The 24691-nt window shown below is 36.7% G+C and carries 29 protein-coding genes and 1 tRNA gene; 17 read left to right on the forward strand and 13 right to left on the reverse strand.

Annotated elements, in window-relative coordinates; genetic code table 11:
- The coding region (locus tag ULVI_RS00755; RefSeq protein ID WP_157632539.1) for a T9SS type B sorting domain-containing protein at positions 1 to 189 on the forward strand (189 nt) is incomplete at its 5' end.
- Between the two features lie 381 nt (positions 190 to 570).
- Here ULVI_RS00755 and ULVI_RS00760 read toward each other — a convergent pair.
- The 3 genes from ULVI_RS00760 to yaaA all read right to left on the reverse strand — a co-directional run bounded on the left by ULVI_RS00760 (position 571) and on the right by yaaA (position 3517).
- Entirely contained in the window at positions 571 to 1962 is a 1392-nt protein-coding gene (locus tag ULVI_RS00760) for an HYR domain-containing protein (RefSeq protein ID WP_197463460.1), read from the reverse strand.
- A 113-nt stretch (positions 1963 to 2075) separates the two neighbouring features.
- Entirely contained in the window at positions 2076 to 2756 is a 681-nt protein-coding gene (locus tag ULVI_RS00765) for a uracil-DNA glycosylase family protein (RefSeq protein WP_068588433.1), read from the reverse strand.
- Positions 2756 to 3517 (reverse strand): peroxide stress protein YaaA, encoded by a 762-nt coding sequence (gene yaaA, locus ULVI_RS00770; RefSeq protein ID WP_068588436.1) that lies wholly within the window; start codon positions 3515 to 3517, stop codon positions 2756 to 2758. The genes ULVI_RS00765 and yaaA overlap by 1 nt, the downstream gene beginning before the upstream one ends.
- A 169-nt stretch (positions 3518 to 3686) precedes the next feature.
- Between yaaA and ULVI_RS00775 the strand changes: the two genes are divergently transcribed.
- A complete protein-coding gene (locus ULVI_RS00775; RefSeq protein ID WP_068588439.1) occupies positions 3687 to 5450 on the forward strand; it encodes a T9SS type A sorting domain-containing protein in 1764 nt (587 codons plus the stop codon).
- A gap of 46 nt (positions 5451 to 5496) precedes the next feature.
- On the opposite strand, the gene ULVI_RS00780 is transcribed toward ULVI_RS00775, so the two are convergent.
- Positions 5497 to 6549: an RluA family pseudouridine synthase gene (locus tag ULVI_RS00780; protein WP_068588442.1), complete on the reverse strand. Its 1053-nt coding sequence runs from the start codon at positions 6547 to 6549 to the stop codon at positions 5497 to 5499.
- Entirely contained in the window at positions 6533 to 7153 is a 621-nt protein-coding gene (locus ULVI_RS00785; protein WP_068588445.1) for a PASTA domain-containing protein, read from the reverse strand. The genes ULVI_RS00780 and ULVI_RS00785 overlap by 17 nt, the downstream gene beginning before the upstream one ends.
- Before the next feature lie 130 nt (positions 7154 to 7283).
- Between ULVI_RS00785 and ULVI_RS00790 the strand changes: the two genes are divergently transcribed.
- Together ULVI_RS00790 and coaD are read left to right on the forward strand one after the other, a co-directional pair.
- Positions 7284 to 8276, forward strand: a complete 993-nt coding sequence (locus ULVI_RS00790; protein ID WP_068588449.1) for a D-alanine--D-alanine ligase — start codon at positions 7284 to 7286, stop codon at positions 8274 to 8276.
- A gap of 84 nt (positions 8277 to 8360) precedes the next feature.
- Positions 8361 to 8813, forward strand: coding sequence for a pantetheine-phosphate adenylyltransferase (gene coaD, locus ULVI_RS00795; protein ID WP_068588452.1), 453 nt, complete (start codon positions 8361 to 8363; stop codon positions 8811 to 8813).
- Here the strand turns inward: coaD and ULVI_RS00800 are convergent.
- From ULVI_RS00800 to ULVI_RS00820, 5 genes are all read right to left on the reverse strand, one after another.
- Positions 8810 to 9193, reverse strand: coding sequence for a hypothetical protein (locus ULVI_RS00800; protein ID WP_068588455.1), 384 nt, complete (start codon positions 9191 to 9193; stop codon positions 8810 to 8812). The genes coaD and ULVI_RS00800 overlap by 4 nt on opposite strands.
- A gap of 127 nt (positions 9194 to 9320) precedes the next feature.
- Positions 9321 to 9710 carry a rhodanese-like domain-containing protein gene (locus ULVI_RS00805; RefSeq protein WP_068588458.1) on the reverse strand — a complete coding sequence of 130 codons (390 nt, stop codon included), beginning with the start codon at positions 9708 to 9710 and terminating at the stop codon, positions 9321 to 9323.
- A gap of 13 nt (positions 9711 to 9723) precedes the next feature.
- Positions 9724 to 10038, reverse strand: a complete 315-nt coding sequence (locus ULVI_RS00810) for a rhodanese-like domain-containing protein (protein WP_068588461.1) — start codon at positions 10036 to 10038, stop codon at positions 9724 to 9726.
- Between the two features lie 208 nt (positions 10039 to 10246).
- Positions 10247 to 10819: a thioredoxin family protein gene (locus ULVI_RS00815; protein ID WP_068588504.1), complete on the reverse strand. Its 573-nt coding sequence runs from the start codon at positions 10817 to 10819 to the stop codon at positions 10247 to 10249.
- A 143-nt stretch (positions 10820 to 10962) separates the two neighbouring features.
- The gene (locus ULVI_RS00820) at positions 10963 to 11505 is read right to left on the reverse strand and encodes a TlpA family protein disulfide reductase (RefSeq protein WP_068588509.1); all 543 of its coding nucleotides are present in this window, start codon (positions 11503 to 11505) and stop codon (positions 10963 to 10965) included.
- Between the two features lie 162 nt (positions 11506 to 11667).
- Here ULVI_RS00820 and ULVI_RS00825 point away from each other — a divergent pair, with 162 nt between their 5' ends.
- From ULVI_RS00825 to ULVI_RS00870, 11 genes are all read left to right on the forward strand, one after another.
- A complete protein-coding gene (locus ULVI_RS00825) occupies positions 11668 to 12120 on the forward strand; it encodes a MarR family winged helix-turn-helix transcriptional regulator (protein ID WP_068588464.1) in 453 nt (150 codons plus the stop codon).
- Positions 12121 to 12145: 25 nt separating this feature from the next.
- The gene (locus ULVI_RS00830; protein ID WP_068588468.1) at positions 12146 to 12712 is read left to right on the forward strand and encodes a YceI family protein; all 567 of its coding nucleotides are present in this window, start codon (positions 12146 to 12148) and stop codon (positions 12710 to 12712) included.
- A 182-nt stretch (positions 12713 to 12894) separates the two neighbouring features.
- On the forward strand, positions 12895 to 14292 hold the full coding sequence (locus tag ULVI_RS00835) for an anthranilate synthase component I family protein (protein ID WP_068588471.1): 1398 nt from the start codon (positions 12895 to 12897) through the stop codon (positions 14290 to 14292).
- A 2-nt stretch (positions 14293 to 14294) separates the two neighbouring features.
- On the forward strand, positions 14295 to 14861 hold the full coding sequence (locus ULVI_RS00840; RefSeq protein ID WP_068588474.1) for an anthranilate synthase component II: 567 nt from the start codon (positions 14295 to 14297) through the stop codon (positions 14859 to 14861).
- Positions 14862 to 15034: 173 nt separating this feature from the next.
- Positions 15035 to 16033, forward strand: coding sequence for an anthranilate phosphoribosyltransferase (gene trpD, locus ULVI_RS00845; RefSeq protein WP_068588476.1), 999 nt, complete (start codon positions 15035 to 15037; stop codon positions 16031 to 16033).
- Between the two features lie 24 nt (positions 16034 to 16057).
- On the forward strand, positions 16058 to 16843 hold the full coding sequence (gene trpC, locus ULVI_RS00850; RefSeq protein ID WP_068588481.1) for an indole-3-glycerol phosphate synthase TrpC: 786 nt from the start codon (positions 16058 to 16060) through the stop codon (positions 16841 to 16843).
- Positions 16840 to 17454: a phosphoribosylanthranilate isomerase gene (locus ULVI_RS00855; RefSeq protein ID WP_241780940.1), complete on the forward strand. Its 615-nt coding sequence runs from the start codon at positions 16840 to 16842 to the stop codon at positions 17452 to 17454. The genes trpC and ULVI_RS00855 overlap by 4 nt, the downstream gene beginning before the upstream one ends.
- A 59-nt stretch (positions 17455 to 17513) precedes the next feature.
- Complete coding sequence (gene trpB / locus ULVI_RS00860) at positions 17514 to 18695, forward strand: tryptophan synthase subunit beta (RefSeq protein ID WP_068588515.1); 1182 nt, start codon at positions 17514 to 17516, stop codon at positions 18693 to 18695.
- Between the two features lie 103 nt (positions 18696 to 18798).
- On the forward strand, positions 18799 to 19566 hold the full coding sequence (gene trpA / locus ULVI_RS00865) for a tryptophan synthase subunit alpha (RefSeq protein ID WP_068588485.1): 768 nt from the start codon (positions 18799 to 18801) through the stop codon (positions 19564 to 19566).
- Between the two features lie 77 nt (positions 19567 to 19643).
- Entirely contained in the window at positions 19644 to 19772 is a 129-nt protein-coding gene (locus ULVI_RS15720; protein ID WP_262485575.1) for a hypothetical protein, read from the forward strand.
- Positions 19772 to 19897 carry a 30S ribosomal protein THX gene (locus ULVI_RS00870; RefSeq protein WP_068588489.1) on the forward strand — a complete coding sequence of 42 codons (126 nt, stop codon included), beginning with the start codon at positions 19772 to 19774 and terminating at the stop codon, positions 19895 to 19897. Before ULVI_RS15720 ends, ULVI_RS00870 begins: the two co-directional genes overlap by 1 nt.
- Positions 19898 to 19985: 88 nt before the next feature.
- Here the strand turns inward: ULVI_RS00870 and rpsT are convergent, their stop codons facing one another.
- The 3 genes from rpsT to proS form a co-directional block, all read right to left on the reverse strand.
- Positions 19986 to 20237 carry a 30S ribosomal protein S20 gene (gene rpsT / locus ULVI_RS00875; RefSeq protein WP_068588492.1) on the reverse strand — a complete coding sequence of 84 codons (252 nt, stop codon included), beginning with the start codon at positions 20235 to 20237 and terminating at the stop codon, positions 19986 to 19988.
- Positions 20238 to 20261: 24 nt separating this feature from the next.
- Positions 20262 to 20333: transfer RNA gene (locus ULVI_RS00880), tRNA-Glu, on the reverse strand.
- Between the two features lie 90 nt (positions 20334 to 20423).
- Positions 20424 to 21899 (reverse strand): proline--tRNA ligase, encoded by a 1476-nt coding sequence (proS, locus tag ULVI_RS00885; protein ID WP_068588495.1) that lies wholly within the window; start codon positions 21897 to 21899, stop codon positions 20424 to 20426.
- A gap of 100 nt (positions 21900 to 21999) precedes the next feature.
- Here proS and ULVI_RS00890 point away from each other — a divergent pair, with 100 nt between their 5' ends.
- Both ULVI_RS00890 and ULVI_RS00895 read left to right on the forward strand, forming a co-directional pair.
- Positions 22000 to 23001 (forward strand): hypothetical protein, encoded by a 1002-nt coding sequence (locus ULVI_RS00890; RefSeq protein WP_068588498.1) that lies wholly within the window; start codon positions 22000 to 22002, stop codon positions 22999 to 23001.
- Positions 23002 to 23037: 36 nt separating this feature from the next.
- The gene (locus ULVI_RS00895) at positions 23038 to 24555 is read left to right on the forward strand and encodes an OmpP1/FadL family transporter (RefSeq protein WP_068588501.1); all 1518 of its coding nucleotides are present in this window, start codon (positions 23038 to 23040) and stop codon (positions 24553 to 24555) included.
- Positions 24556 to 24691 lie beyond the last annotated feature (136 nt).

The raw sequence follows: 24691 nt of genomic DNA on the forward strand, positions 1-24691 counted from the left end.
CCATCACCAAAAATTTATATATTTGATCGCTACGGAAAACTGCTAAAACAGATAAGCCCTACTGGAAATGGATGGGATGGTACTTTTAACGGAAACCCGATGCCTTCAAGTGATTATTGGTTCCAAATCGAATACACCGAACAAGAGGTCCAAAAAGAATTTAGAGGACACTTTACATTAAAAAGATAACTCAACCCTCTTTAATAAAATAAAAAGCCCCCGCTTTCTTTTTGTAGAAAGCGGGGCTTTTTCTTGGGGTAATTGTATTTGTGTTTCTAAAACATATGATCCTGTTTCAGAATGGTTTTGCATTAAAAAAGAAACAAAGATTGGCGTCATTGTGCTAAGTTGTTTCAGGAAAAAGAAATAACAGTGTGTATGTGAATTTAGAAATATAAGTTAGTTTACATTAAAAAAAAGCTTCAGAAGAGGAATATAATATCTAACAAAACTCTTTCAGAAGGAAATCCTTTACAGACAGACAAAAGTTTCAGAAGAATTAAATTGAGAACAAATAAAAAGCCCGTATTCTAGCTATGAACACGGGCTCTTTAAAGGTGTTTAAAATTTCTATTCTATAATTAAGCGTTTTACAACAGAACCCGTTTCGGTAGTTATTCGAACGAGGTAGATTCCAGAAGGTAATGAACGTACATTAAAGCTATTTTGTTTCGTTTTCAAAACAACACGTCCCGTAATGGTGTAAATTTCTACGTGTTCCACTTCGGAAGAAATTGTTACTCGATCGGTCGCTGGATTTGGATACATAGAAATAATATTCAAAGTATTTTCTTCGACATTTAATGTATTGTCAACATTAAGGTTGAAAGAACATTCGAACATATTTCCGTTACTATCGGTAGCCCTTATTATAATTTCTGTAACTCCTCCACCTACAACAGTTCCTTGAGTTGGGATTTGCAGGATGGTTAGGCTATCGCTACAATTATCGGTTACAGAGATAATGCCGTCCCCTACGTAATTAGGTACAGCATACATTTGACTATTCTCTAAAATAATGTTTTGATCTTGACAATCGATCGAGGGACTTTCCACATCGTTGACAGTTACTGTAAAACTACATGTACTTGAGTTTCCAGATTGATCGGTTGCCATGAATGTTACTGTTGTAACGCCTACAGGAAATGCCTCTCCACTCATTGGTCCTTCCGTTTGAGTTACTACAGGATTTGGATCTGAATTATCTGTAGCAGTAGCATTGTTAAATGTTATTACAGCTTCACAAAGTCCAGCATCGTTATCCATTGACATATTTGCAGGGCAAGTAAGTGTAGGAGGAATTGTGTCTGTTCCACCTGTACCGTCGTTAATCATAAACGAGTCGACTGCAAAATCTTCATCTCCAGAATCTAAAGAGATAGTCATTCTTAAATCCATCGTATTACCTGTTCCTGCAATGGCTTTTACAAATGCTTGTGCAGCTCCTGTAAGAATTGTTCCGTCACCTTCTCCGTCGAAATTAGTATCTTCTCTAAAATTTCCGTTCGAAGATCCGCTGGTAAAGTCTGCTCCTTCAAAAGCAATTAAATTTTGATAGCCGCCACCGTCGATTTGGTACTCTACACGAATATAGTCGGCTGCATCAATATCTCCTGGATCGTCGAAAAATTCTGCAAATTGACCAGTAAAAGAAAGGTCGGTAGCTCCACTAATATCTAATCCTGTCCAAGTTACTACAAAAGGAATTGCTTCTCCCTCAGCATCTAAGTCCATTCCAGTAAGAAATCCTCCATCGAACCCGGTATATTCTTTTAAGCCTGAAGGAATATCACCTCCGTTGTAATCGTTTACAATAGCAAGTCCGAAATAATCAAAACCACCATCAGAGAAAAAGGGAGAAGAAGTTGTGAATCCAGCGCTGTCATCGAAGGTTTCATTTAGAATCTGACCATTCACTAATGTTACAGCCATGACCAATAAAAGAGTAAAAATATATTTCATAAGTATGTATTTTTCGGTTGCTAAGATACTAAACTTACTATTTCTATTTGGCATTCGATTTACAGAAAAAAGGAAGTTTACATAAATTTAATGTTGCTCTATCTCAATGATAATTAGAAGAAAGGGGTGTATTGTGCAATACGAAAATCGATTGTACTTATCTCTGGGTTTGCAGCTTTCATGTCCTTATATTTCTGAAGACTTCCCACTGCTCTATTAGCTGCACCACTTGGAGCTGTTAATGATACTGTTTTTATAATACGAACATTCGTATTTTTATCTTCGGCAGAAATGGGTAAAGTAAAGCAATGTATTCTAGGAACTTCGTTGTTTAAAACCTTTAATTGAATTTGATGCTTTTTTAAAAGTCTTCGGAAAAAATACTCGGGTCCATTCTTGCTATTTCCTCCTGTGAATAGTAATGTGTCTATTAATGGGTTTTCAGTAAGAACTTCGATAAGATTTCGAAGTACTACTTCCTGCATTCCCATATCTGAAGCATCTATTTTTTCCCGTTTTGCAGAGGCAACGATATCACATATCCCAATATGTCGTTTTTTTAAAAATTTTTTTCGTTGCGTTATTGCTTCTTGGGTAGTTTCGAAACTAAGATTTAGTTGAAACATCGCATTAAGAATGGGCCAAAGTTGTCCATCACGACTTCCGTAACACCAATCAACATCATTCTCTTTCAAGGCTCCTGTGGTAAAGCGGGGAGGCGGTAATGTACCTACAATTAATTTCGTAGTATGTTCAGGGATAAAAGGTTTGTATGGATGAGTATGCTCAAACATCACCTTATAAAAACAGGTTCGTTTTCGTTTTCGGTATGTGTCTCACTGTAATTGTAACCATCATAATTAAAACCTTTAATGCCTTCTAGTGTTTTAATGTTATTATCTATGACATATCGAACCATGCTCCCTCTTGCTTTTTTGGCAAAAAAGGCGATGATCTTTAATTTGCCATTTTTAAAGTCTTTAAAAACAGGACTAATAATGGGTACCTTAAGACGGTTGGGTTGCACTACTTTAAAATACTCTTGACTAGCTAAATTTAAAAACAATTCGTTAGTGTCTAATTCTTCATTTAATATATCTGTCACTTTATTCCCCCAGAATTCATAAAGATTTTTCTTTCTGTTTATCTTTAGATTGGTTCCCATTTCTAGACGATAAGGTTGCATTAGATCTAAAGGGCGCAGTACTCCATACATTCCTGAAAGAATTCGTAGTGTATTTTGAACTAGATCGATCTGCTCTGTGGGAATCGTATAAGCATCTAGTCCAGTATATACATCACCTGCAAATGCATATATAGCAGGTCTTGCATTAGATTTTGTGAAGGGTGTTGTAAAAGATTTATAGCGTTGATAATTTAAGTCGGCTAATGCATCACTAATGCTCATTAATTCACCTATTGCTTTTTTCGATTTTCTTTCAAGTTTTGCATTCAGCGCTTCCGCTTCTTCGAGAAACTTTGGTTGTGTGCCTCTACTAGTAGGTAACGGAGATTCAAAATCTAAAGTTTTAGCCGGAGAAACTACAATTTTCATAAGATGTTTTTATTCAAAAATAACAAAGATATGTATATGTAGAAGGTTAGATGTATAAGAATCCTTTATGTCCCTATTAAATTTACACGTGCTATTATAGGATTATTTTGTTAACTTCGAAACATAGATAAAGCAGATTGCTTTAAATTACAACTTAAAACTAATCATAATGAAAAAAATTAACTCCCTGATTACAGCATTTTTCCTTGCTGCATTAATCTCTGTGAATGCGCAAGAACCGATGGGAAAAATGGCCTCTCTTAATGATGATGGAACAATTTCTGTGACTTCAGTTCCTTTATCCTCATTTTCGAACACACAAGAATCGCTGCTTCCAGCAGATCTCATGTTTAGCTTTGGGAAACCGGCAAATCCACAGATAAAAAATTCTCGTGGCGTTACCCTTGCCGATGTAAATAACGATGGAACAGAAGAAATTATTTACGGAATAAACACAACCCTCTATGTGCTTAATGGGGACGGGACCGTTCTCTTTGAAAAAGCAGTAGAAGGCCCCATACTTTTACCACCTACCGTAGTAGATCTTAACGATGATGGGACGGTTGAAATTATAATAAATACTGGATATCCTACGACAGTGGGTAGAGTGTACTTAACCGATAATGAAGGAAATGACCTTCCTGGATGGCCTCTTAATTTTGAGAATAAATGGATGATAAATGCGCCTGCAGTAGCCGATGTAGATGGAAATGGAACACTCGATATTGTAACAGGAGAACGTTTTGGAAGCACACAAGGATTTGTTCATGCACTCAATATGGACGGAACCGAAATTAATGATGGTTGGCCAGTCGAAATCCCTGCAACCCCTGCATTTACTCCCTCTATTGGAGATGTAGATAATGATGGGAGCAACGATGTAGTTATTGCAGCTTCTTCTGGAGGTATGTATGTCTTTAATAGTGATGGTGAAGTGTTAGACGGATTCCCTGTTGTAGACCCTGCGGTTAAATACAGCTATCAGTCCCCCATATTAGCAAATGTGGACGACGATGATGAGTTGGAAATTATAGGAAGTAATCATGGCGATGCCGCTGCATTTTATGTAATGAATCACGATGGTACCTATGCAGACGGTTGGCCAATTGCAAGACCAGGATGGACGTTTTCTCCAGCAACTGTTCTTGATATTGATGGAGATGATGTTTTTGAAATATTTATGTCAGATAGAGATTCTTCAACAGATGGTAGTGATCTTCCAACAGTGTATGGATTAACGCCAGAAGGAGAGAATATTGCTAATTTTCCGATTGAAAAATATGGCGGTACCGAAGGTGTTCTGTCAATAGCAGATATTAACAACGATGATGTATTGGATATTATTTTTCCAAGTACCTTAACCGATGCTGAAGGCCTTGGTTTTATTCACGCATATGCCATGGATGGAAGCGGAGAACTAGATGGGTTTCCACTCCGCCCTTACGGTTTTACATTCTTAAATGGTGCTGTTCTGGGTGATGTAGATAACGATGGAATGCTTGACCTTACCGCCAATACGTATACCCTTAATTTTGGCGCAGATGTAGATTCAACATTTGTGAATACCTATAACCTAAATGTTCCTTACAATGCAGATAAAATTCTTCGGAATGGCTACAAAGGAAATAATACTAGAGATGGATTAGTTACTTTAGATGTAACACTGGCAACGCCTGATTTTTCTGAAGCAATTTCATTAAGTATTAGCCCTAATCCTTCAGAGGGAATTCTAAGATTAGAGCTTCCTATTTCAATTGAAGCAGCCGATGTTAAGATTTTCAGTATCGATGGAAAAGTAGTTTTTTCTGAAACCACCTCCCTTACTGAAAATACCAATCGACAATTCGATCTAAGAAATTTAAAATCTGGATTGTATTTGGTGAATGTCTCTGATGGAAAGAACAATTACACAGGTAAATGGATTAAACAATAATCACATAAATATGTAAAAAAACCGAAGCAACTTGCTTCGGTTTTTTTTATTCTATCACGTGTTTCGAATAATTTCTCCATCGCTCCAGACATGCTGAAATATCATCAGGAATGGGCGCTTCAAACCGCATCATTTCTCCAGAAACAGGATGTTTAAATCCAAGTGTTCTTGCATGTAACGCCTGCCTTGGAAGCACTTTAAAACAGTTTTCTACAAATTGCTTGTACTTACTAAAGGTAGTTCCTTTTAAAATTCGTTCTCCACCATAACGTTCGTCGTTAAAAAGTGTATGTCCTATATATTTTAAATGTACCCGAATTTGATGTGTTCTCCCTGTTTCTAGTCTACAAGAAACAAAAGTAACGTATCCCAAACGTTCTAATACTTTAAAATGAGTAACCGCATGCTTTCCTTTTTCGTCAGCATCTTCTCCTTCAAAAACAGTATTCTGTAAACGGTTTTTAGGGTGACGCCCAATATTCCCTTCAATAGTACCTTCATCTTCTTCTATATTACCCCAGACCAATGCAATATATTCACGCTCGGTGGTTTTCTTAAAGAATTGTTTAGACAAATGTACCATAGCTTCTTCTGTCTTGGCAATTACCAAAAGCCCACTTGTGTCTTTATCGATACGATGTACCAATCCAGGGCGATTACTGCTGTTATTTGGAAGGTTATCAAAGTGATACGTTAAAGCATTAATGAGGGTTCCGCTGTAATTTCCATGTCCTGGATGCACGACCATCCCGGGAGGTTTATTTACTACAAGACACACATCATCTTCATAAACAATATCTAATGGAATGTTCTCGGGCGTTAATAAATATTCGTAAGGAGGGTGCTCAAATAATACCGTAACTAGATCATTTGGCTTTACTTTGTAATTCGATTTTACCGCTACATCGTTTACGAAGATATTTCCATCTTTCGCTGCTTTCTGAATTTTATTACGCGTCGCATTTTCAATACGATTCATTAAATATTTATCAACTCGAAGTGGCTGTTGCCCTTTGTCTGCTATAAATCTATGGTGTTCGTAGAGCTCGTCACTACCATTATCTGAAGTATCCTCAGAAGAATTATTGTCCTGCGTCATCGCTTGTATTTGAAGTGTCCCCGGTGTCTGAATCGTCCATATTTGGGCGTAGGCTTCCAGAGCCATCTCCAACGATTAGGTCGATAACAGATGTTTTCTGAATTTCATCTCCAGGTTTTAATTTTGCTCCTTTGTATCGCATTTCCAAAACTTCATCTTTTGCGATATAAGGTCGTGTACTTACTTTTCCTATTTCAAAACCCATTGAAAGCAAAGTGGGTTCTGCCTGTCTTCGTGTTTTACCTACCACATTCGGCACTGTTATTTTTCGGTAACCAGAAGGATTTAAGGTTAGGTATAACTTTCTATTTTCTTTTACATATTTTCCCGCTTTCGGAATTTGCTCAATCACAGAGTACCTTGGAAAGTCGGGGTTGTAATTTGCTGAATCTAGAATTTCGTACCTTAGATCCAATTCGTCTAATTGCTCCTCTACTTTATCTAAAGATAGTTTTGCTAAACTTGGAACCTCTATCGTTTCCCCGTGATTGGTCGTCATTCGTAACCACCACAAAATTAAAAAGGAAAGTACGATTAATGTTAGAATCGCAAATAGAACTTGCTTTAAAAACACCTTCGTAAATAAGAATTTAATAAATGACATAGACTTCAGCTTAAGAGTGCAAAAATAGGAAACCAAAGTTAGTATTTTTACATTGCATAATGATATTTTTGTAATAGCGATCGATTTATAAAAACCGTCGTCTATTGAACGTAGCTTTTATCTTTTTGTTATGACGAAAAAAAACATTGCGGTCGCTATGGGCGGCTATTCAAGCGAATTTGAAATTTCTTTACAAAGTGGCGCAGTAGTTTGCGAAGCACTTGACAAAACGAAATATAACGTCTTTCCTATACATATTTTGGAAGAGGGATGGTTTTTTGTGGCCGAAGACGACAGTCATCATGAAATTAATAGATCTAATTTTAGCTTTATATGGGGCGACAAAACTATTGTACCCGACGTTGTTTTTAATACCATCCACGGAACTCCTGGTGAAGATGGTTACCTTCAAGCTTATTTAGAGTTGCTTCATATTCCACAAACAAGCAGCGGTTTCTATCAAGCAGCGTTGAGCTTTAATAAACGCGATTGCCTTTCAGTTTTAAAAAACTTCGGAATTAAATGCGCTAACTCGTATTTTGTGAATCAAGGAAATGATATCGACGCTTCAGAAATTATAAAAATAGTTGGTTTGCCTTGTTTCGTAAAACCTAACAGAGCTGGATCTAGTTTTGGAATTTCGAAGGTATACACGATAGAAGAATTGCAACCCGCCATTGAAAAAGCATTTAAAGAAGATTCTGAAATTCTTATTGAAACGGCTTTAGTAGGTACCGAAGTTTCAGTAGGAGCTTATAGCGAACACGGAAAAATTCATATTTTTTCTCCTACCGAAATTGTTTCAGAAAACGACTTTTTTGATTACGAAGCTAAATATTTAGGGAAATCTGAAGAGATTACTCCTGCACGTATTTCCGAAGAGATTACTAAAAAAGTACAGTTGGAAGCAGAACGAATTTACACTTTACTGAATATGAGCGGGGTGACTCGAAGCGAATTTATTATTCAGAAAGGAGTGCCTTATTTTATTGAAACCAATACAAATCCAGGGCTTTCAAAAGAAAGTATTATTCCGAAGCAGGCGAGAGAAGCCGGAATGACGTTGACGCAGTTTTTTTCTATTCTGATAGAGGAAGCAGTATTTAAAGCAAAACAACCTTAGAGTGAATTGCATTAGGAGGTTTCACACAATATAGAATATCATCTATAAACCGTACCTTTAACTTACATATTTAAAATGTTAGAAATGAAGCGAGCAGTATTTCCAGGTTCTTTCGATCCTATTACTTTAGGTCATGTTGATATTATTGAACGAGGCTTAAAAATTTTTGATGAGATTATTATCGCAATTGGCATTAATGCTGAAAAGAAATACATGTGGTCACTAGAGGACCGCAAAAAAACGATCGAAGCTATTTTTGAAGGTAATAAAAAAATAAAAGTTAAGACGTACGAAGGACTTACTTCCGAGTTTTGTAAAAAAGAAGAGGCTAATTGTATTTTACGCGGTGTAAGAAATACTTCCGATTTCACGTACGAACAAACCATTGCCCAAGCAAATGCTGAAGTGAATGGCGTTGATAGTTTCTTTCTAATTTCTAGTCCGAAATTCTCTTATGTGTCTTCTTCAATAGTACGCGATCTCGCGCGTAATGGTGGAGATTACTCCCTATTGGTTCCTAAGGATGTGACCAATTAAGCACTTAAAGTGTCGGGATTGTTTGTAGTATGTTCTGGTAGATTATAATGTAGTAAAATAGAGTGATAAAATTTTGTTTGTTTGGTTCCCTGTTCTAAACACCCTTTTAAAGTTTCTTCAAGATTATCGTAAGAAACAGTAGTCTTCATAGCTTCATGAAGAAAAAATAATTTTACAGGATCGTTTGTTAAAGGTTTTGTATTATAAAGAAGGATTGACTGTTCGTCATAATCAATTATGACGTCGACAGCACTAAAGAAAAACTTTAACAATGAGGTGTGAAATTTACGATAGGTTCTTTCTGAAATAGCTTCAGTCGTACAACTTTTTTTAATGAACTTTCTAAGTTCTTCACGAACAATTTGATCCTGATTTTTCATAGCAAAACAATTTTGTTTTACTTAAAGATACGTGGAGAAGGCCCGTGAAGATTTTTTCAGATGCAGGTTTAGCGTCAATTTAACGTAGTGCGAATCAAGCTGTTAAAATATTTAAGAAGTAAAAGTGCTAGTTTTCGGTTTCGAAGCCGCTTTCTTCCCAATTTGTAATACCTCCCTGTAGATCGTAGATTTCTTTAAAACCCATATCTGCTAAAATTTCGGCTGCTTTAGCGCTTCGACCTCCTTTTTTACAGTATAGATAAACTGGTTTGTTCTTGTCTAGATTTTTCACTTTCTCTTCAAAATCGTCATTAGTAACACAAATATTTTGAGCATCTTTTAAATGACTAACAGTAAATTCTTGGGAAGTACGAACATCAATGAGTTGTGCATCCTCGCTCGTGTAAAAGGAATTATTTACTTCTGTCGGAGTCATTTTAGTCACAGCCGAGCTTTTTTGCTGGCAACTATATAGAGCTAGTAGAGCTACAAATATAATGAGAAGGGATTTTTTCATAAATAAAAAGGTCTTAGGAATTTGTGGAAGCCCCGTTCCATTCAGAAAATCCGCCCATTAAATTATATGTATTATTAAAACCTAATGAATTTAAAATTGCACAGGCCTGCCCGCTTCTTCCACCAGATCGACAGTACACATAATAATTCTTTGATGTATCTAACTCTTTAGCTTTTTCCATAAATGCCCCTGCATTAAATATATCCATATGAATAGCTTCAGGAATATATCCTTCTGCAACTTCAGCATCGGTACGAACATCTAAAATTACTGCATGTTCATCTGCTTCTAATTGTTCGCTCCATTGCGCTTGGGTCAAGTCTGCCATGATAGTAGTTTTTTTGTAAAAGTAAACATTCTTATAAACTAATCATAAAACTTACTACTTAAACTAAATGTTCTAAAAATTGATAAAAAAGAATTTATACTTACCTTTCTAAAAGAGCCATAAAATGAGGTGTTTTTTTTAAAGTAGTCAATAAAAAAACCGACCTACAAATAAGAGTAGATCGGTCTTTATACACGTTTTTAAAATGCTATTGTTTCACAGAACAACCAATTGCTTTGGTTTCTTTTACAGTTACTTCTTTACCCGCGAGCAATTCATCGATGGCATTTGCTAAAAAAGTATCTTTTACAGCGTCGGCATTACGAACGTTATCGTCGATAGCACCAATATATTTTACAATATGTTTTTGCTTTTCTTTTTGAAGTAAATAAACGTGTGGTGTTTTTGTTGCACCGTATTTCGCATAAATACTCTGACTTTCATCAAATAAATACGGAAATGTAAATCCAGCTTCTTTAGCTTTTTTCTGCATAAGTTCGAACGTATCATCAGGTTGAACATCTGGATTATTTGGATTAATCGCAATTACTGGATAACCTTTTGTTTTGTACTCTTTATCTAAAGCAACAATTCGATCTTCACTGGCAACGGCAAATGGACATGTATTGCAAGTAAAAATAATAACAAATCCTTTTGCATCTTGGTAATCTGAAAGCGATACCATTTTACCGTCTATATTCTTCAACCTGAAGTTAGTAGCCTCATCTCCGATTGTATATCCCTTAGCAATGTTTTTTTCTGAAGGAATTTCTTCCATCATAGCGACTTCTTTTTGGGGAAGATCTGCCACCGTCTCCGTATTTTTTTCTGTCATGGAATTATTACAGCTGTAAATACCGAATAGTAGTGTACAAACAGCGATTCCTCTAAAAATTAAATGATTTTTTTTCATGATTTATCTATTTATAAAATGGATTGTATTTCGTTCTCAAGCTCGTCATAGGTAAATGATTTCTCATAAAATTTACGGGAATCATTCTTATAAATAAGAGTGGCAGGGATGGCTCCACTCCACGTTTCGTCTACTTTAGGAATCCAACTATTTGCGTCGGGATCGTCTAAAAGGACTATATGTGACTGCAGTTTATTTTTTTTAATAAAGGGAAGTACTTGACTCTCTACTTTCTTTGGAAAATCTAGACTCACCAAAATTACTTTTACTTTTTTTTCTGAATAAGATTTATTTATTTTTTCAAAGTAAGGGAGTTCTGCAATGCATGGTTTGCACCAAGTTGCCCAAAAATTAACTACATAAGTAGTATCGTTTTTTTTCTGAAGCAGTGGTTCTAATTCTGAATATGAAAGAAAAGGAATACGTTCTTCAGAAATCGCCCCACTCGTCGCCTCACTAATTTCAGAAACAACTTCTTTTCCCAAATCCGATTTTGTGCTATCCTTACAAGCACTTAAGGTTAAAATTGAAACTAATATGTACACATATTTCATAGCGTAAATGTATTGATTGCGAGCGGTATTCAAATAAGTTTTAACGTTTGGTTAATATTTAAAAAAAAAGGCGCTCGACAAAAATCATAAATTTTTATTAAAATAATTTTAGAAATAAAATATTCTCATACATTTGTACATACAAATATTGTAACAACAACTATGAGCATAGAAGAAGCTATACAATCAAATCAAATGGATTTAAATACTAAAACAGTAATTAACATCCTTTACACATCAAGAATATTAGAAGAATCTGGTTCAGAAATTTTAAAAAGGTTTGATGTTACGAGTCAGCAATTTAATGTGCTTCGTATTCTGCGAGGCCAAAAAGGGAAACCAGCGAACTTATCTACCGTGCAAGAGCGTATGATTGATAAAAGCAGTAACACAACTAGATTAGTAGATAAACTTATTAAGAAGGGGTATGTAAAACGCAGTATTTGTAAAGAGAATCGGAGGAAAGTAGAAATTTTAATTACCGAAGATGGGTTAAATCTATTGTTAGAAATCGATCCTTTAATAGAAAATAATAATACTAAGATGCTTAATGCATTATCCAATAATCAACTTCAAACTTTAAACGATTTGCTAGATGCACTTCGAAACTTTTAATACCTAACACTAAATATATAACACGATGAAAACAGTTTTAAAATCAGTATTAATCTTAGCAGTTACATTTGGTGCTGCTTCATTTACAAACACAATGACAAAAAGAATAGACATTAAAGAAAGCACTATTGAGTGGAAAGGAAAAAAAGTTTTAGGATCTCATAATGGAACCATTAACCTGCAATCGGGCTACCTCGAAATTGAAAATGAGCAATTAACAGGAGGTGAGTTCGTAGTAGATATGACATCGATTAACGTAATGGATCTCGAAGGCGAAGGCAAAGAAAAACTGGAAGGTCACTTAAAAAGTGATGATTTCTTCGGAATTGAAACATATCCAACCGCCAAATTAGTGATTAAGAATGCTACAAAAAATGCAGATGGATATTTAGTAAATGGCGATCTTACCATTAAAGGAGAAACACACCCAGTAAATTTTGATATGGATATGGGAACCGACTTCGCTTCAACAACCTTAAAGGTGGATAGAACTAAATTCGGTGTACGTTACGGAAGTGGGAGTTTCTTCGATAACCTTGGAGACAATACAATTTCAGATACCTTCGAATTAAAAGTGACGCTTAAATTTTAATCGAATTCATTGGTAAGTTTCAAATTCATTTCTATATTTGAAATCGAAATCAATGAACACAAATAAAGTACATACTTGGTGGTGGAATAACTTACGAAAAACATCGTGAGAGAGTCCCTGTAGTATGTAACCATATATAAAGGCTTGTCTATCACGACAAGCCTTTTTTTATTGTATAAATTATGAAGTATAAATTAAAAACCTATTCTAAAAAATTGTTAGCAGATACGCTTACTCCAGTTTCGGTGTATTTGCGGTTGCGTGATAAATTCCCCAACAGTCTTCTCCTGGAGAGTAGCGATTATCATGCGAACGATAATAGTTTCAGTTACATTTGTTGCAATCCGATTGCTTCTATCACGATAAAAAACGAACATATTACCGAGGTTTTTCCAAATGGGCGTCAACAAAATATTGCTATTACAAATACGGTTAGTGTTCCTGTTGCCTTAGAAAAATTTGCGAGTTCGTTTGTTTCAGAAAATAATGAATTCAAATTTATAAATAATGGTCTTTTTGGCTATATGGCGTACGATGCAGTTCGTTATTTCGAGGATCTTTCCGTAGAAAAAAAGCAAGGAAATCTGGAAATCCCCGATATGTATTATGCAGTATATCAAAACATAATTGCCATTAATCATTTTAATAATGAAGCGTATATTTTTTCACATACGTATAAAGATGATAATAATATTGCAACCATAGAACAGCTTTTAAAGTCGAAAAATTTCGCGGAGTACTCGTTCAAACGAAAAGATGCACCGAAGACAAATTTGAAGGATTCGGAGTTTAAAGAATTGGTCTTAAAATGTAAAGAGCATTGTCAACGTGGAGACGTGTTTCAAATCGTACCGAGCAAGCGATTCTCCCAAGAATTCACAGGGGATGAATTTAATGTATATCGCGCCTTACGAAGTGTGAATCCTTCGCCATATTTATTTTATTTCGACTACGGAAGTTTTAAAATATTTGGAAGTTCTCCTGAAGCACAATTGGTTGTAAAAGGGGATCGTGCCGAAATTCACCCTATTGCGGGAACATTTAAGCGAACTGGTAACGACGAGAAAGATGCCGAACTTGCTAAAAAACTTTCTGCAGATACCAAAGAAAATAGCGAACATGTCATGCTGGTCGATCTTGCAAGAAACGACCTAAGTCGTCACGGAAGTAACGTACAAGTGGAAACCTATCGAGAAGTGCAGTTTTTTTCGCACGTAATACATCTAGTAAGCAAAGTAACTGCTACAAAAAAAGCAACAACTTCTACCATGCAAATTGTCGCCGATACATTTCCTGCAGGAACCTTAAGTGGTGCTCCTAAACATCGTGCGATGCAATTATTAGAAAAATATGAAAGAACCTCCCGGGAATTTTACGGCGGAGCTATAGGATTTATGGATTTTACAGGAGACTTTAATCACGCCATTATTATTCGATCTTTTGTGAGTAAAAATCATGAATTACATTATCAGGCAGGAGCTGGTGTTGTTTCTGAAAGCAATGAAGAAAACGAATTACAAGAAGTGTATAACAAATTAGGGGCGCTTACAAAAGCGTTAGAATTAGCAGAAACAATTTGAATATGAAGATTCTAGTTATAGATAATTACGACAGTTTTGTGTACAACCTTGTGCACTATTTAGAAGAATTGGATTGCGAAGTGACCGTACTCCGAAACGACCGATTTCATATTGAGGACGTAGCAGAATTCGACAAAATCCTTTTATCACCAGGTCCAGGAATTCCCAACGAAGCTGGGTTATTAAAAGAAGTAATTAAACATTATGCGAGCACCAAATCCATACTAGGCGTTTGCTTAGGTCAACAGGCTATTGGTGAAGTTTTTGGAGGGAGTATTACGAATCTCGACAATGTCTTTCACGGTGTGGCAACAAAAGCAACTATAGTAGTAAGTGATGAACCACTTTTTAAAGGGCTTGGTGACGAAATAGAAATTGGAAGATATCACTCATGGGTAGTGCAAAAGGAAGATTTTCCAAATGCGCTAGAGATAACATCGGTAGATGAGAACGGACAGATCATGTCGCTTCGACATAAAGTATACGACGTTCGTGGCGTCCAATTTCATCCCGAAAGCGTTTTAACCCCGAAAGGGAAACAAATTATAAAAAATTGGGTAGAGAGTTGATAAAAAATCACCTCACTCCCTTTAAAGTCAGAACGGCGTATCGTTCGTCAATAGAGAAAAACAAGATGAGAATATGTTGCTTTAATTAAATTCTCTAAATACGTAATAAAACACCACATTCAACGTGGAGCATCGTCCTGCGAAAGCACAGCAGACAAATTGAAACAAGTAAAATGAAACACATATTAAACCGATTAATTAATCACGAACAGCTTACCAAAGAAGAAGCACGAGATGTACTGGTTGCAATTTCTGAAGACAAATACAATCAGAGTCAGATTGCAGCTTTTCTAACAGTATACATGATGCGGAGTGTTGCGCTCGAAGAATTAGAAGGCTTCCGTGATGCACTACTTGATTTGTGTCTCGCGGTAGACGTAAGCCAATACAATACCATCGACCTTTGTGGAACTGGTGGCGATGGCAAAAATACATTCAACATTTCAACCCTTTCCTCGTTTATTACGGCAGGTGCTGGTGTTATGGTTACCAAACACGGTAATTACGGAGTTTCTTCTGTGAGTGGAAGTAGTAATGTAATGGAACATCTCGGAATAAAATTTAGTAACGACCCCGACTTCTTACGCCGTTGTTTAGAGGAAGCTGGAATATGTGTACTACATGCTCCATTATTTCATCCCGCAATGAAAAATGTGGCACCTATTAGAAGAGAACTAGGAGTAAAAACGTTCTTTAACATGTTAGGACCCATGGTAAACCCATCATTTCCTAAAAACCAGCTTGTGGGAGTGTTTAATCTAGAGTTGGCACGTATGTACGGATACCTATATCAAAAAAGCGATAAAAATTACACGGTATTGCATGCCATGGACGGATACGACGAAATTGCTTTAACTGGTCCCGTAAAAATGATCTCGAATGCATCAGAACAAATTCTCACTCCACTGGACTTTGGTGTCGATCAAATTGAGCAGTCCGATATTTATGGTGGGGAATCGGTAAAAGAATCGGCCGATATATTTTTAAGTATCCTTAACGGAAAAGGAACAGAGGCACAGAATAACGTGGTGTGCGCTAACGCGGGAATGGCAATTTCGACTGTAGAGCATTGTTCAATAAAGGAGGGATTCGAAAAAGCAAAAGAATCATTGGTGTCTGGAAAGGCAACGCGCGTACTTAATACACTAAAAACACTTAGTGAGAAACAATAATTCTCATTTATAAAAATCGACACAATGACTATCCTCGAAACAATTACAGCATACAAGCACAAAGAAGTGGCTGCAAAAAAAAATGCATTTCCCATATCACTTTTAGAGCAAGCTCCTTTGTTCGACCGCACGCCTAACTCATTAGCAACTGCGCTTCGAAATTCTCATACAGGAATCATTGCAGAACACAAAAGGAGATCGCCAAGCAAGTCGTTAATAAATGCTTCTTCCGAAGTTCAAGATGTAGCAAGCGGATACGAAACTGCTGGGGTAAGTGGAATGTCTGTCCTTACCGATACAAAATTCTTTGGAGGGTCTTTAGATGACCTGTTAGTGGCAAGAGATGCTGTAAAATTTCCATTACTTCGGAAGGAATTTATTGTAGATCCCTATCAAATTTTTGAAGCGAAAGCGTATGGTGCCGATGCAATTTTATTAATCGCCGCCTGTCTTTCGAACTACCAACTAAAAGAATTTTCGGAAATAGCAAAACAACTATCACTCGATGTATTGCTGGAAGTACATAGTAAAGAAGAGTTAGATCGTAGCTTATTACCTTCAGTAGACATGTTGGGCGTGAACAACAGGAATTTAAAGACTTTTGAAGTCTCGATCGAAATGAGTAAAACATTAGCTGTAGACATCCCAAACGATTTTGTAAAAGTTTCAGAAAGTGGAATTAGCTCTGTTGAGACCATAAAAGAATTAAAACCTTATGGGTTTCAAGGTTTTTTAATTGGCGAAAATTTCATGAAAACAACCCACCCTGGGAAAAGTGCTTCAGAATTTATTAAAAAATTAAAAGCATGAAACTACCCATAAAAATTTGTGGAATGAAATATAACACGGTTGAGGTTGCAACCCTACAACCAGCGTATCTTGGATTCATATTTTACGATAAAAGTCCGAGATATTTTAACAACGCTATACCCACCTTGCCAGAGGGAGTAAAAAAAGTGGGAGTGTTTGTAAATGCTTCAGAAGAAACTATTCTTAATACCATAGAGACCCATCAATTAGATATAATACAGCTACACGGGGAAGAAACTCCAGCGTACTGTAAAAGCCTTCAGAAAAAAACGTCTAACCTAAATATATGGAAAGTATTTTCTATTAAAGATGCATTCAATTTTGAAACACTCCCACCGTACGAGCCCTATGTCGATGCATTTCTATTCGATACGAAAGGAAAGAACAAAGGCGGCAACGGATTCACATTCGATTGGTCTGTATTAAAAAACTACCCATCAAAAAAACCATTTGTATTAAGTGGCGGCATTGGCTTAGATTCACTTTCAGAGGTACAAGAAATTGTAACAAGCGGACTACCTATTCTAGCGATCGATGTGAATAGTAAATTTGAAAGCGAACCAGGAAGAAAAAAGGTGTCGCAATTAGAAAAGTTCATGGATCAACTCTAATTTTTTTGATGCATGACGAAATTAAAAACGGAATTACACGAACCGAACAAAACAACTCTATGAACTACAATGTAAACGAACAAGGATACTATGGCGAGTTCGGAGGTGCTTACATCCCCGAAATGCTTTATCCAAACGTAGAAGAATTACGGCAAAACTATTTAAAAGTAATGTCCGATGATGCCTTTCAGAAAGAATTTAAAGAATTACTTAAAGAGTATGTTGGGCGCCCCACGCCTTTGTATTATGCGAAACGATTTTCAGAAAAATACAATACCAAAGTATATTTAAAACGCGAAGACCTGTGTCATACTGGTGCGCACAAAGTAAACAATACTATTGGACAAATTTTAATGGCGAAGCGTCTTAAAAAAACGCGTATTATAGCCGAAACAGGTGCAGGCCAGCACGGTGTTGCAACTGCGACCGTATGTGCCCTTATGGGATTAGAATGCATTGTGTATATGGGTGCGATCGACATTGAACGCCAAGCGCCGAATGTAGCACGCATGAAAATGTTAGGAGCCACCGTTGTACCCGCCACCAGCGGAAGCAAAACGCTTAAAGACGCTACAAACGAAGCCATTCGTGACTGGATTAATCATCCAGAAGATACGCATTACATTATTGGAAGCGTCGTTGGACCCCATCCATATCCAGATATGGTGGCGCGGTTTCAAAGTGTAATTTCCGAAGAGATAAAAACACAACTCCTCGAAAAGGAAGGTCGAGAGCATCCCGATTATGTGGTCGCTTGTGTTGGCGGAGGAAGCAACGCCGCAGGAGCCTATTACCACTATTTAGACAATCCCGATGTTGGCATAATTGCCGTGGAAGCTGCGGGAAAAGGAATCGACACCGGACAAAGCGCCGCCACTTCAGCATTGGGAAAAGTGGGGATTATTCACGGAAGCAAAACACTGCTTATGCAGACCAACGACGGTCAAATTACCGAGCCATACTCCATTTCTGCCGGACTCGATTATCCAGGCGTAGGACCTATGCATGCGCATTTGTTTCAAAGTGGGCGCGGGGAATTTATTTCTATTACCGACAAAGCATCCATGGAAGCAGGCATTGCGCTAAGTAAACTTGAAGGAATCATTCCCGCGATCGAAACCAGTCATGCTCTTGCCATTTTCGAAACCCGAAAATTTAAACCCGACGATATTGTTGTGGTAAATCTTAGCGGACGAGGTGACAAAGACCTAACAACCTATATCGACTATTTTAATTTATAATTGGGCGTGCCCCTAGGCCGGGTCGGGCTTTCAGCGCTACACGGTAGCGACTTCAATCCCTCACGCAGTTTAAGATATCTATCGTACTTAAAACAAAGATCACATGAACCGAATACATAAAAAACTTTCCGAAGATAAAAAATTACTATCCATCTACTTCACAGCAGGATATCCAGAGGTGAACGATACAGTACCCATTTTAGAATCTCTCGAAAAAAATGGGGTAGATTTAGTTGAGATCGGACTGCCATTTAGTGATCCGTTAGCAGATGGACCCACCATTCAAGCGAGTTCTACTCAGGCACTTTTAAATGGAATGACCACGCAAAAACTATTTGAGCAATTAAAGGACATTCGAAAAACAGTTTCAATTCCCCTTATACTTATGGGCTATTTTAATCCAGTGCTCCAATACGGCGTAGAAGCATTTTGTAAAGAATGTAACGAAATTGGAATCGACGGTTGCATTTTGCCCGATCTTCCCTTGGCAGAATATAATGCGCATTATCGCGCTATTTTCGAAAAGTACAACCTAATAAATATATTTCTTATTACTCCGCAAACCTCACAAGAACGTATACATGCCATAGATGAAGCCTCAAACGGGTTTATTTATATGGTGAGTAGTGCAAGTACTACAGGAGCTCAAGAAGGCTTCGGAAATGAACAAACTACCTATTTTAATCGCATTGCTACAATGGACTTAAAAAATCCTCAAGTAGTAGGTTTCGGGATTAGCAATGAAGCTACATTTAATGCAGCAACAAAGCAGGCGAAAGGAGCCATTATTGGAAGTGCCTTTATAAAAATGATTACAGAAAACGGAATTTCTGGTATTCCGAAGTTTATCCGTTCCATACGCCCACTTTAACCATACTTTAGTATCTGATTAATAGAATTTAAGATATGTGTTCATTATCTTGAATTTGAATTTTAAAAGATACTATTATGGACAAGAAGTTTGAAAGAAAGACCGAGCAAAAGAACCCTACCAATCCAACAGGGAATACGAATCAAAAAACAAATGAATTTGATATCGATAAAAAAACAATTAAGAAACAACAAAACAAAAAATAATGGGGAAAGGTGATAAGAAGACAAAAAGAGGGAAAGTTACATTAGGTACTTATGGTAAGTTACGACCAAAGCGGAAGAAGTTTAGCATTCGTCCCAAAACTATAAAAGGAGCTCCTAAAAAATAATCTTCTTTTCTCTAATTTTAAAACAGTGACAAAAAAAACTCTTTCAGTTATGAAAGAGTTTTTTTTAAATAAAATATTTTAAAAGATATTACAACGCTGCTACGTGCTTTGCCATATTAGATTTTAAGTTAGCTGCTTTATTAGAATGAATAATATTCTTTTTTGCTAACCTATCGATCATAGAAATAACAGATGGAAACATTTTCTCTGCTTCTTTCTTGTCAGTCGCTTCTTGTAACTTCTTCATTGCATTACGAGCAGTTTTATGCTGGTAACGGTTACGAAGACGTTTTGTTTCGCTATTTCTAATTCTCTTTAATGCTGACTTATGATTCGCCATAATTCTTTTTTTAATCTTGTTTTGTAGTCCGTAGGGGAATCGAACCCCTGTTACCAGGATGAAAACCTGGCGTCCTAACCCCTAGACGAACGGACCATTTTATGTTGCATTTATTTTCAAATGCGGATGCAAAAATACAACTATTTTTGAATGTTCCAAATCACAATGAAACTTTTTTTAAAAAAATTAATATGCCTTTGCAAAAAGCACTCGTCCAACAGATGGTTTTCCAGTAAAAATGCAGGTTCCCGCTTCTTCTTTTCTGTCTATTGGAATACAACGAATCGTTGCTTTTGTTTCATTCTTAATTCGCTCTTCAGTTTCCGCTGTACCATCCCAATGTGCTGATAGAAAGCCTCCTTTGGTCTTCAACATATCTTTAAACTCTTCGTAAGAGTTTACTTCAGTAGTATGCTCGGATCTATGGTTTATTGCTTTTTTAAATAAATTGTTTTGAATTTCTTCCATCAAAGACGTCACTTTTTCTACAACACCTTCCATCGAAATAAATTCTTTCTGTAGGGTATCTCTTCTCGCAATCTCTACAGTGCCTTTTTCAATATCTTTAGGACCAATAGCAATTCGCACAGGAACACCTTTCAATTCATATTCATTAAATTTCCAGCCCGGTTTGTGTGTATCACGATTATCAAACTTTACACGAATGCCTTGAGCTCTTAGTTCTGTCATTAATTTTTTAGCGACTTCACTCACTGCATCAAATTGTTCATCGTTTCTGTAAATCGGAACAATCACGACTTGGTCGGGTGCTAGATTAGGTGGTAGCACCAATCCATTATCATCACTGTGGGTCATAATAAGCGCGCCCATTAAGCGAGTAGAAACACCCCATGACGTAGCCCATACATATTCTTGACTCCCTTCTTTTGTTGCAAACTTAACATCGAACGCTTTAGCAAAATTTTGCCCCAAAAAGTGCGAAGTCCCAGCTTGCAATGCTTTTCCATCTTGCATTAAGGCTTCAATACAATAAGTCTCTAGAGCTCCTGCAAAACGTTCACTTTCAGTTTTAGTTCCTTTTACTACTGGAACTGCCATGTAGTTTTCAGCAAAATCAGCATATACATGCATCATTTGTTCTGCTTCTTCCAACGCCTCTTTTTTAGTTGCATGAGCCGTATGTCCTTCCTGCCAAAGAAATTCTGTAGTTCTTAAAAATAGACGGGTTCTCATTTCCCAGCGTACAACATTTGCCCATTGATTTATAAGCAAGGGTAGGTCACGATACGACTGTACCCACTTACGATAGGTATCCCAAATAATAGTTTCAGAAGTAGGACGAACAATAAGCTCTTCCTCCAGTTTCGCATCTTCATCAACAACAACCCCGCTTCCATCTTCCGCGTTCTTAAGACGATAATGAGTTACAACAGCACATTCCTTGGCAAAACCATCCACGTGGCTTGCCTCTTTACTAAAATATGATTTTGGAATAAATAATGGAAAATATGCATTTTGATGCCCCGTTTCTTTAAACATGCGGTCCAATTCTGCTTGCATGCGTTCCCAGATCGCGAAACCGTAAGGTTTAATAACCATACAACCCCGAACACCAGAGTTTTCAGCCAAATCAGCTTTGATTACCAGTTCATTATACCATTTGGAATAATCCTCTGCACGTGTAGTTAAATTCTTCGCCATAGTCCGTAGTTTGGCACAAATCTTGTGACTTTGTTAAATGATTAGATTGTCTCGGCAAAACTAGTTATTTTTATAATGTCCAACAATTAAAATAAACGTCATGAAAACACTATATATAACATTTCGTAGAGCATTTCCAATATTGCTCTTTGGAATGATCGCTGCAACCCTAACATCATGCGGAACGTATCAAGATCAATACGAAGATAATGATGGAATTTATTCAACGAATAGTACTTCTGAAACTGTAGAATATGCAGAAGCAGAAGACAAATCTAATTACTATAAGCAATACTTCCAATCTAAAGAAAGCCTTTATGAAGAAATTCCTGAAGACGACGCAATTTTTACAGATGTGGAAGCCTACTCTACAAGTGAGCGTTTAGACGCAGATGGATATGTTGTAGTTGAAGAATCAAACTATGAAGAAGGATATGGCGCATGGGGTTCTAATGCCGAAAATGTTACTGTTAATGTATATAATAGTGGGTTTGGATGGTATCGACCATTTTGGGGATACGGATATGGATACGGCTTTGGCTTCGGACATGCTTACTACGGTGGATATTATCCATTTTGGAATGTAGGATTTGGATGGGGATATCCTTATTATGGTTACGGTGGTTATGGTTTTGGCGGATTTTATAATTCATATTATAATTACAACAATCCTTACTATGGTGGTCATGGTCATCATTCTGTTGCATATAACAGGGGAAGAAGAAACACTAGTGTATATGGAAGATCTCAAACGAATGTTCGCAGAAATGCAAATTCTTCTGGAAGAAATTCCTCTTATTCACGTTCAGAGTCTATAAGAAGAAACAGTTCTAACGCAACAACACGGAGTGCTACAAACAACATAATGAGACGCTCTAATGCGACGCGCTCTAATACAAGATCGGTGAGACCAACGACGAGAACAACTCGTTCTACGTCTCCATCAACAATTAGAAATTCTAACACGAGACGAACAAATACTTCAGTGAGAAGGTCATCTGCACCCCGGCGAAGTTCGGGAACTATGAGAAGTTCAGGAAGCACCCGTTCTAGCGGAACTACAAGAAGTAGTGGAACGCGCCGAGGAGGCGGACGCGGATAGTCAAAATATTTTATTAATCAACACTTTTCTTAAATTATGAAAAAGACCATTATCTTATTCATGGCTGCTCTAGCTATGTCTGTTGCTAATGCACAAGATATCACAGACGGATTACGATATGCATCAGATTTTACTAATGGAACTGCGCGGTTTAGTGCAATGAGTGGTGCATTTGGAGCTTTAGGAGGTGATATGTCTTCTATAGGTATTAATCCTGCTGGTAGCGCTGTTTTTTTAAGCAATACTGCATCAGCAACGTTTTCCGTTTATGATCGTGAAAATAATGCTGAATACTTTGGCAATTCAATTAAAGCAATTGATACTGATGTCAATTTAAGTCAAGCGGGTGGGGTTTTTGTCTTTAATAATTCAAATGAAGAATCACCGTGGAAAAAATTTAGCATCGCAATTAATTACGAAAATTCTCAAAACCACGAAGATCAAGTAATTATAGTGGGAAGAGGAAACACCTCAATTAGCTCATTTTTCTTAGCGCAAGCTCAAGGCATTCCTTTAAACTGGTTAAATACAAACGGCTCTTCTATTTCAAATACATATGGTTTTTTAGGAGCAACACAAGGAGTTGATGCTCAGAATGCTTTTTTAGGGTATCAAGGTTTTATTTTCGACCCAATTAATCCAGAAGATCCCAATAATACTACCTACTCCTCTAATGTTGCCCCTGGCTTCTATAATCAAGAATATTATTATTTTACGGAAGGATATAACGGAAAGTATACTTTTAATTTTTCAGCGCAGTACACAGATAATTTCTACTTTGGAATTAATTTGAACTCGCACACGATCGATTATTTAAGATCTACGACATTATATGAAACGAATTCTAATATAGGAAGTACAATAAATGAAATCAAATTTAGAAATAATCTTGGGACTAGAGGAGCAGGTTTTTCTGCACAAGTTGGAGTTATTGCGAAATTATCCAACGAATTTAGAGTGGGTTTAACTATAGACACACCCACATGGTACGAGATTTCTGAAGAAACTACACAATATTTAGAAACATTACGTACTGAAAATGAAACAACTATTCGTGAAATAATTGACCCTGCAGTGTTGAATGTATACGACAATTATAATTTAAGAACACCTGGAAAATATGCGGCAAGTGCCGCTTATATTTTTGGAAAAAAGGGGCTAATTAGTTTTGACTACTCATATAAAAATTATGATGCTATTGAGTTTAGACCAACTTCAGATTTGGCTTTCCAAACTGAAAATATTATAATTGAAAACGCATTAAAAGGAGCTTCTTCCTATCGTCTTGGTGGTGAATACCGTATTAACCAGTTAAGTTTACGTGGAGGATATCGATATGAAGAAAGTCCTTATCAAGATAAAATTACAGTGGGTGATCTTAGTGGATTTTCGTTAGGATTAGGATATAATTTTGGTAATTATAATTTTGACGTTGCATATTCAAGATTAGAACAGGAACGAAGACAGCAGCTATATTCAGTAGGCTTAACCGATACAGGATTAGTAAATACAACTTTCACCAATATTGTATTTACTTTAGGAGTAAACCTATAACATTCTTTTTATTAAGTAACCCCCGCTTTCTACTAAAAGAAAGCGGGGGCTTTTTATTTTATTAACGAGGGTTGAGTTATCTTTTTAATGTAAAGTGTCCTCTAAATTCTTTTTGAACCTCTTGTTCGGTGTATTC

It is taken from the genome of Cochleicola gelatinilyticus (assembly GCF_001637325.1).
GTDB lineage: Bacteria > Bacteroidota > Bacteroidia > Flavobacteriales > Flavobacteriaceae > Cochleicola > Cochleicola gelatinilyticus.

Excerpts from the sequence above, each read along its gene's own strand:
- proS (WP_068588495.1), bottom strand. The coding sequence starts at position 21,899 with ATGGCGAAGAATTTAACTACACGTGCAGAGGATTATTCCAAATGGTAT.
- ULVI_RS00835 (WP_068588471.1), top strand. The coding sequence starts at position 12,895 with ATGAAGTATAAATTAAAAACCTATTCTAAAAAATTGTTAGCAGATACG.
- ULVI_RS15720 (WP_262485575.1), top strand. The coding sequence starts at position 19,644 with ATGGACAAGAAGTTTGAAAGAAAGACCGAGCAAAAGAACCCTACCAAT.
- ULVI_RS00780 (WP_068588442.1), bottom strand. The coding sequence starts at position 6,549 with ATGACGCAGGACAATAATTCTTCTGAGGATACTTCAGATAATGGTAGT.
- trpA (WP_068588485.1), top strand. The coding sequence starts at position 18,799 with ATGAACCGAATACATAAAAAACTTTCCGAAGATAAAAAATTACTATCC.
- ULVI_RS00815 (WP_068588504.1), bottom strand. The coding sequence starts at position 10,819 with ATGATGGAAGAAATTCCTTCAGAAAAAAACATTGCTAAGGGATATACA.
- ULVI_RS00760 (WP_197463460.1), bottom strand. The coding sequence starts at position 1,962 with ATGAAATATATTTTTACTCTTTTATTGGTCATGGCTGTAACATTAGTG.
- ULVI_RS00870 (WP_068588489.1), top strand. The coding sequence starts at position 19,772 with ATGGGGAAAGGTGATAAGAAGACAAAAAGAGGGAAAGTTACATTAGGT.
- yaaA (WP_068588436.1), bottom strand. The coding sequence starts at position 3,517 with ATGAAAATTGTAGTTTCTCCGGCTAAAACTTTAGATTTTGAATCTCCG.
- ULVI_RS00820 (WP_068588509.1), bottom strand. The coding sequence starts at position 11,505 with ATGAAATATGTGTACATATTAGTTTCAATTTTAACCTTAAGTGCTTGT.
- trpB (WP_068588515.1), top strand. The coding sequence starts at position 17,514 with ATGAACTACAATGTAAACGAACAAGGATACTATGGCGAGTTCGGAGGT.
- ULVI_RS00790 (WP_068588449.1), top strand. The coding sequence starts at position 7,284 with ATGACGAAAAAAAACATTGCGGTCGCTATGGGCGGCTATTCAAGCGAA.
- ULVI_RS00765 (WP_068588433.1), bottom strand. The coding sequence starts at position 2,756 with ATGTTTGAGCATACTCATCCATACAAACCTTTTATCCCTGAACATACT.
- ULVI_RS00830 (WP_068588468.1), top strand. The coding sequence starts at position 12,146 with ATGAAAACAGTTTTAAAATCAGTATTAATCTTAGCAGTTACATTTGGT.
- ULVI_RS00785 (WP_068588445.1), bottom strand. The coding sequence starts at position 7,153 with ATGTCATTTATTAAATTCTTATTTACGAAGGTGTTTTTAAAGCAAGTT.
- ULVI_RS00855 (WP_241780940.1), top strand. The coding sequence starts at position 16,840 with ATGAAACTACCCATAAAAATTTGTGGAATGAAATATAACACGGTTGAG.
- coaD (WP_068588452.1), top strand. The coding sequence starts at position 8,361 with ATGAAGCGAGCAGTATTTCCAGGTTCTTTCGATCCTATTACTTTAGGT.
- ULVI_RS00895 (WP_068588501.1), top strand. The coding sequence starts at position 23,038 with ATGAAAAAGACCATTATCTTATTCATGGCTGCTCTAGCTATGTCTGTT.
- ULVI_RS00810 (WP_068588461.1), bottom strand. The coding sequence starts at position 10,038 with ATGGCAGACTTGACCCAAGCGCAATGGAGCGAACAATTAGAAGCAGAT.
- ULVI_RS00840 (WP_068588474.1), top strand. The coding sequence starts at position 14,295 with ATGAAGATTCTAGTTATAGATAATTACGACAGTTTTGTGTACAACCTT.
- trpC (WP_068588481.1), top strand. The coding sequence starts at position 16,058 with ATGACTATCCTCGAAACAATTACAGCATACAAGCACAAAGAAGTGGCT.
- ULVI_RS00800 (WP_068588455.1), bottom strand. The coding sequence starts at position 9,193 with ATGAAAAATCAGGATCAAATTGTTCGTGAAGAACTTAGAAAGTTCATT.
- rpsT (WP_068588492.1), bottom strand. The coding sequence starts at position 20,237 with ATGGCGAATCATAAGTCAGCATTAAAGAGAATTAGAAATAGCGAAACA.
- ULVI_RS00825 (WP_068588464.1), top strand. The coding sequence starts at position 11,668 with ATGAGCATAGAAGAAGCTATACAATCAAATCAAATGGATTTAAATACT.
- ULVI_RS00805 (WP_068588458.1), bottom strand. The coding sequence starts at position 9,710 with ATGAAAAAATCCCTTCTCATTATATTTGTAGCTCTACTAGCTCTATAT.
- ULVI_RS00775 (WP_068588439.1), top strand. The coding sequence starts at position 3,687 with ATGAAAAAAATTAACTCCCTGATTACAGCATTTTTCCTTGCTGCATTA.
- trpD (WP_068588476.1), top strand. The coding sequence starts at position 15,035 with ATGAAACACATATTAAACCGATTAATTAATCACGAACAGCTTACCAAA.
- ULVI_RS00890 (WP_068588498.1), top strand. The coding sequence starts at position 22,000 with ATGAAAACACTATATATAACATTTCGTAGAGCATTTCCAATATTGCTC.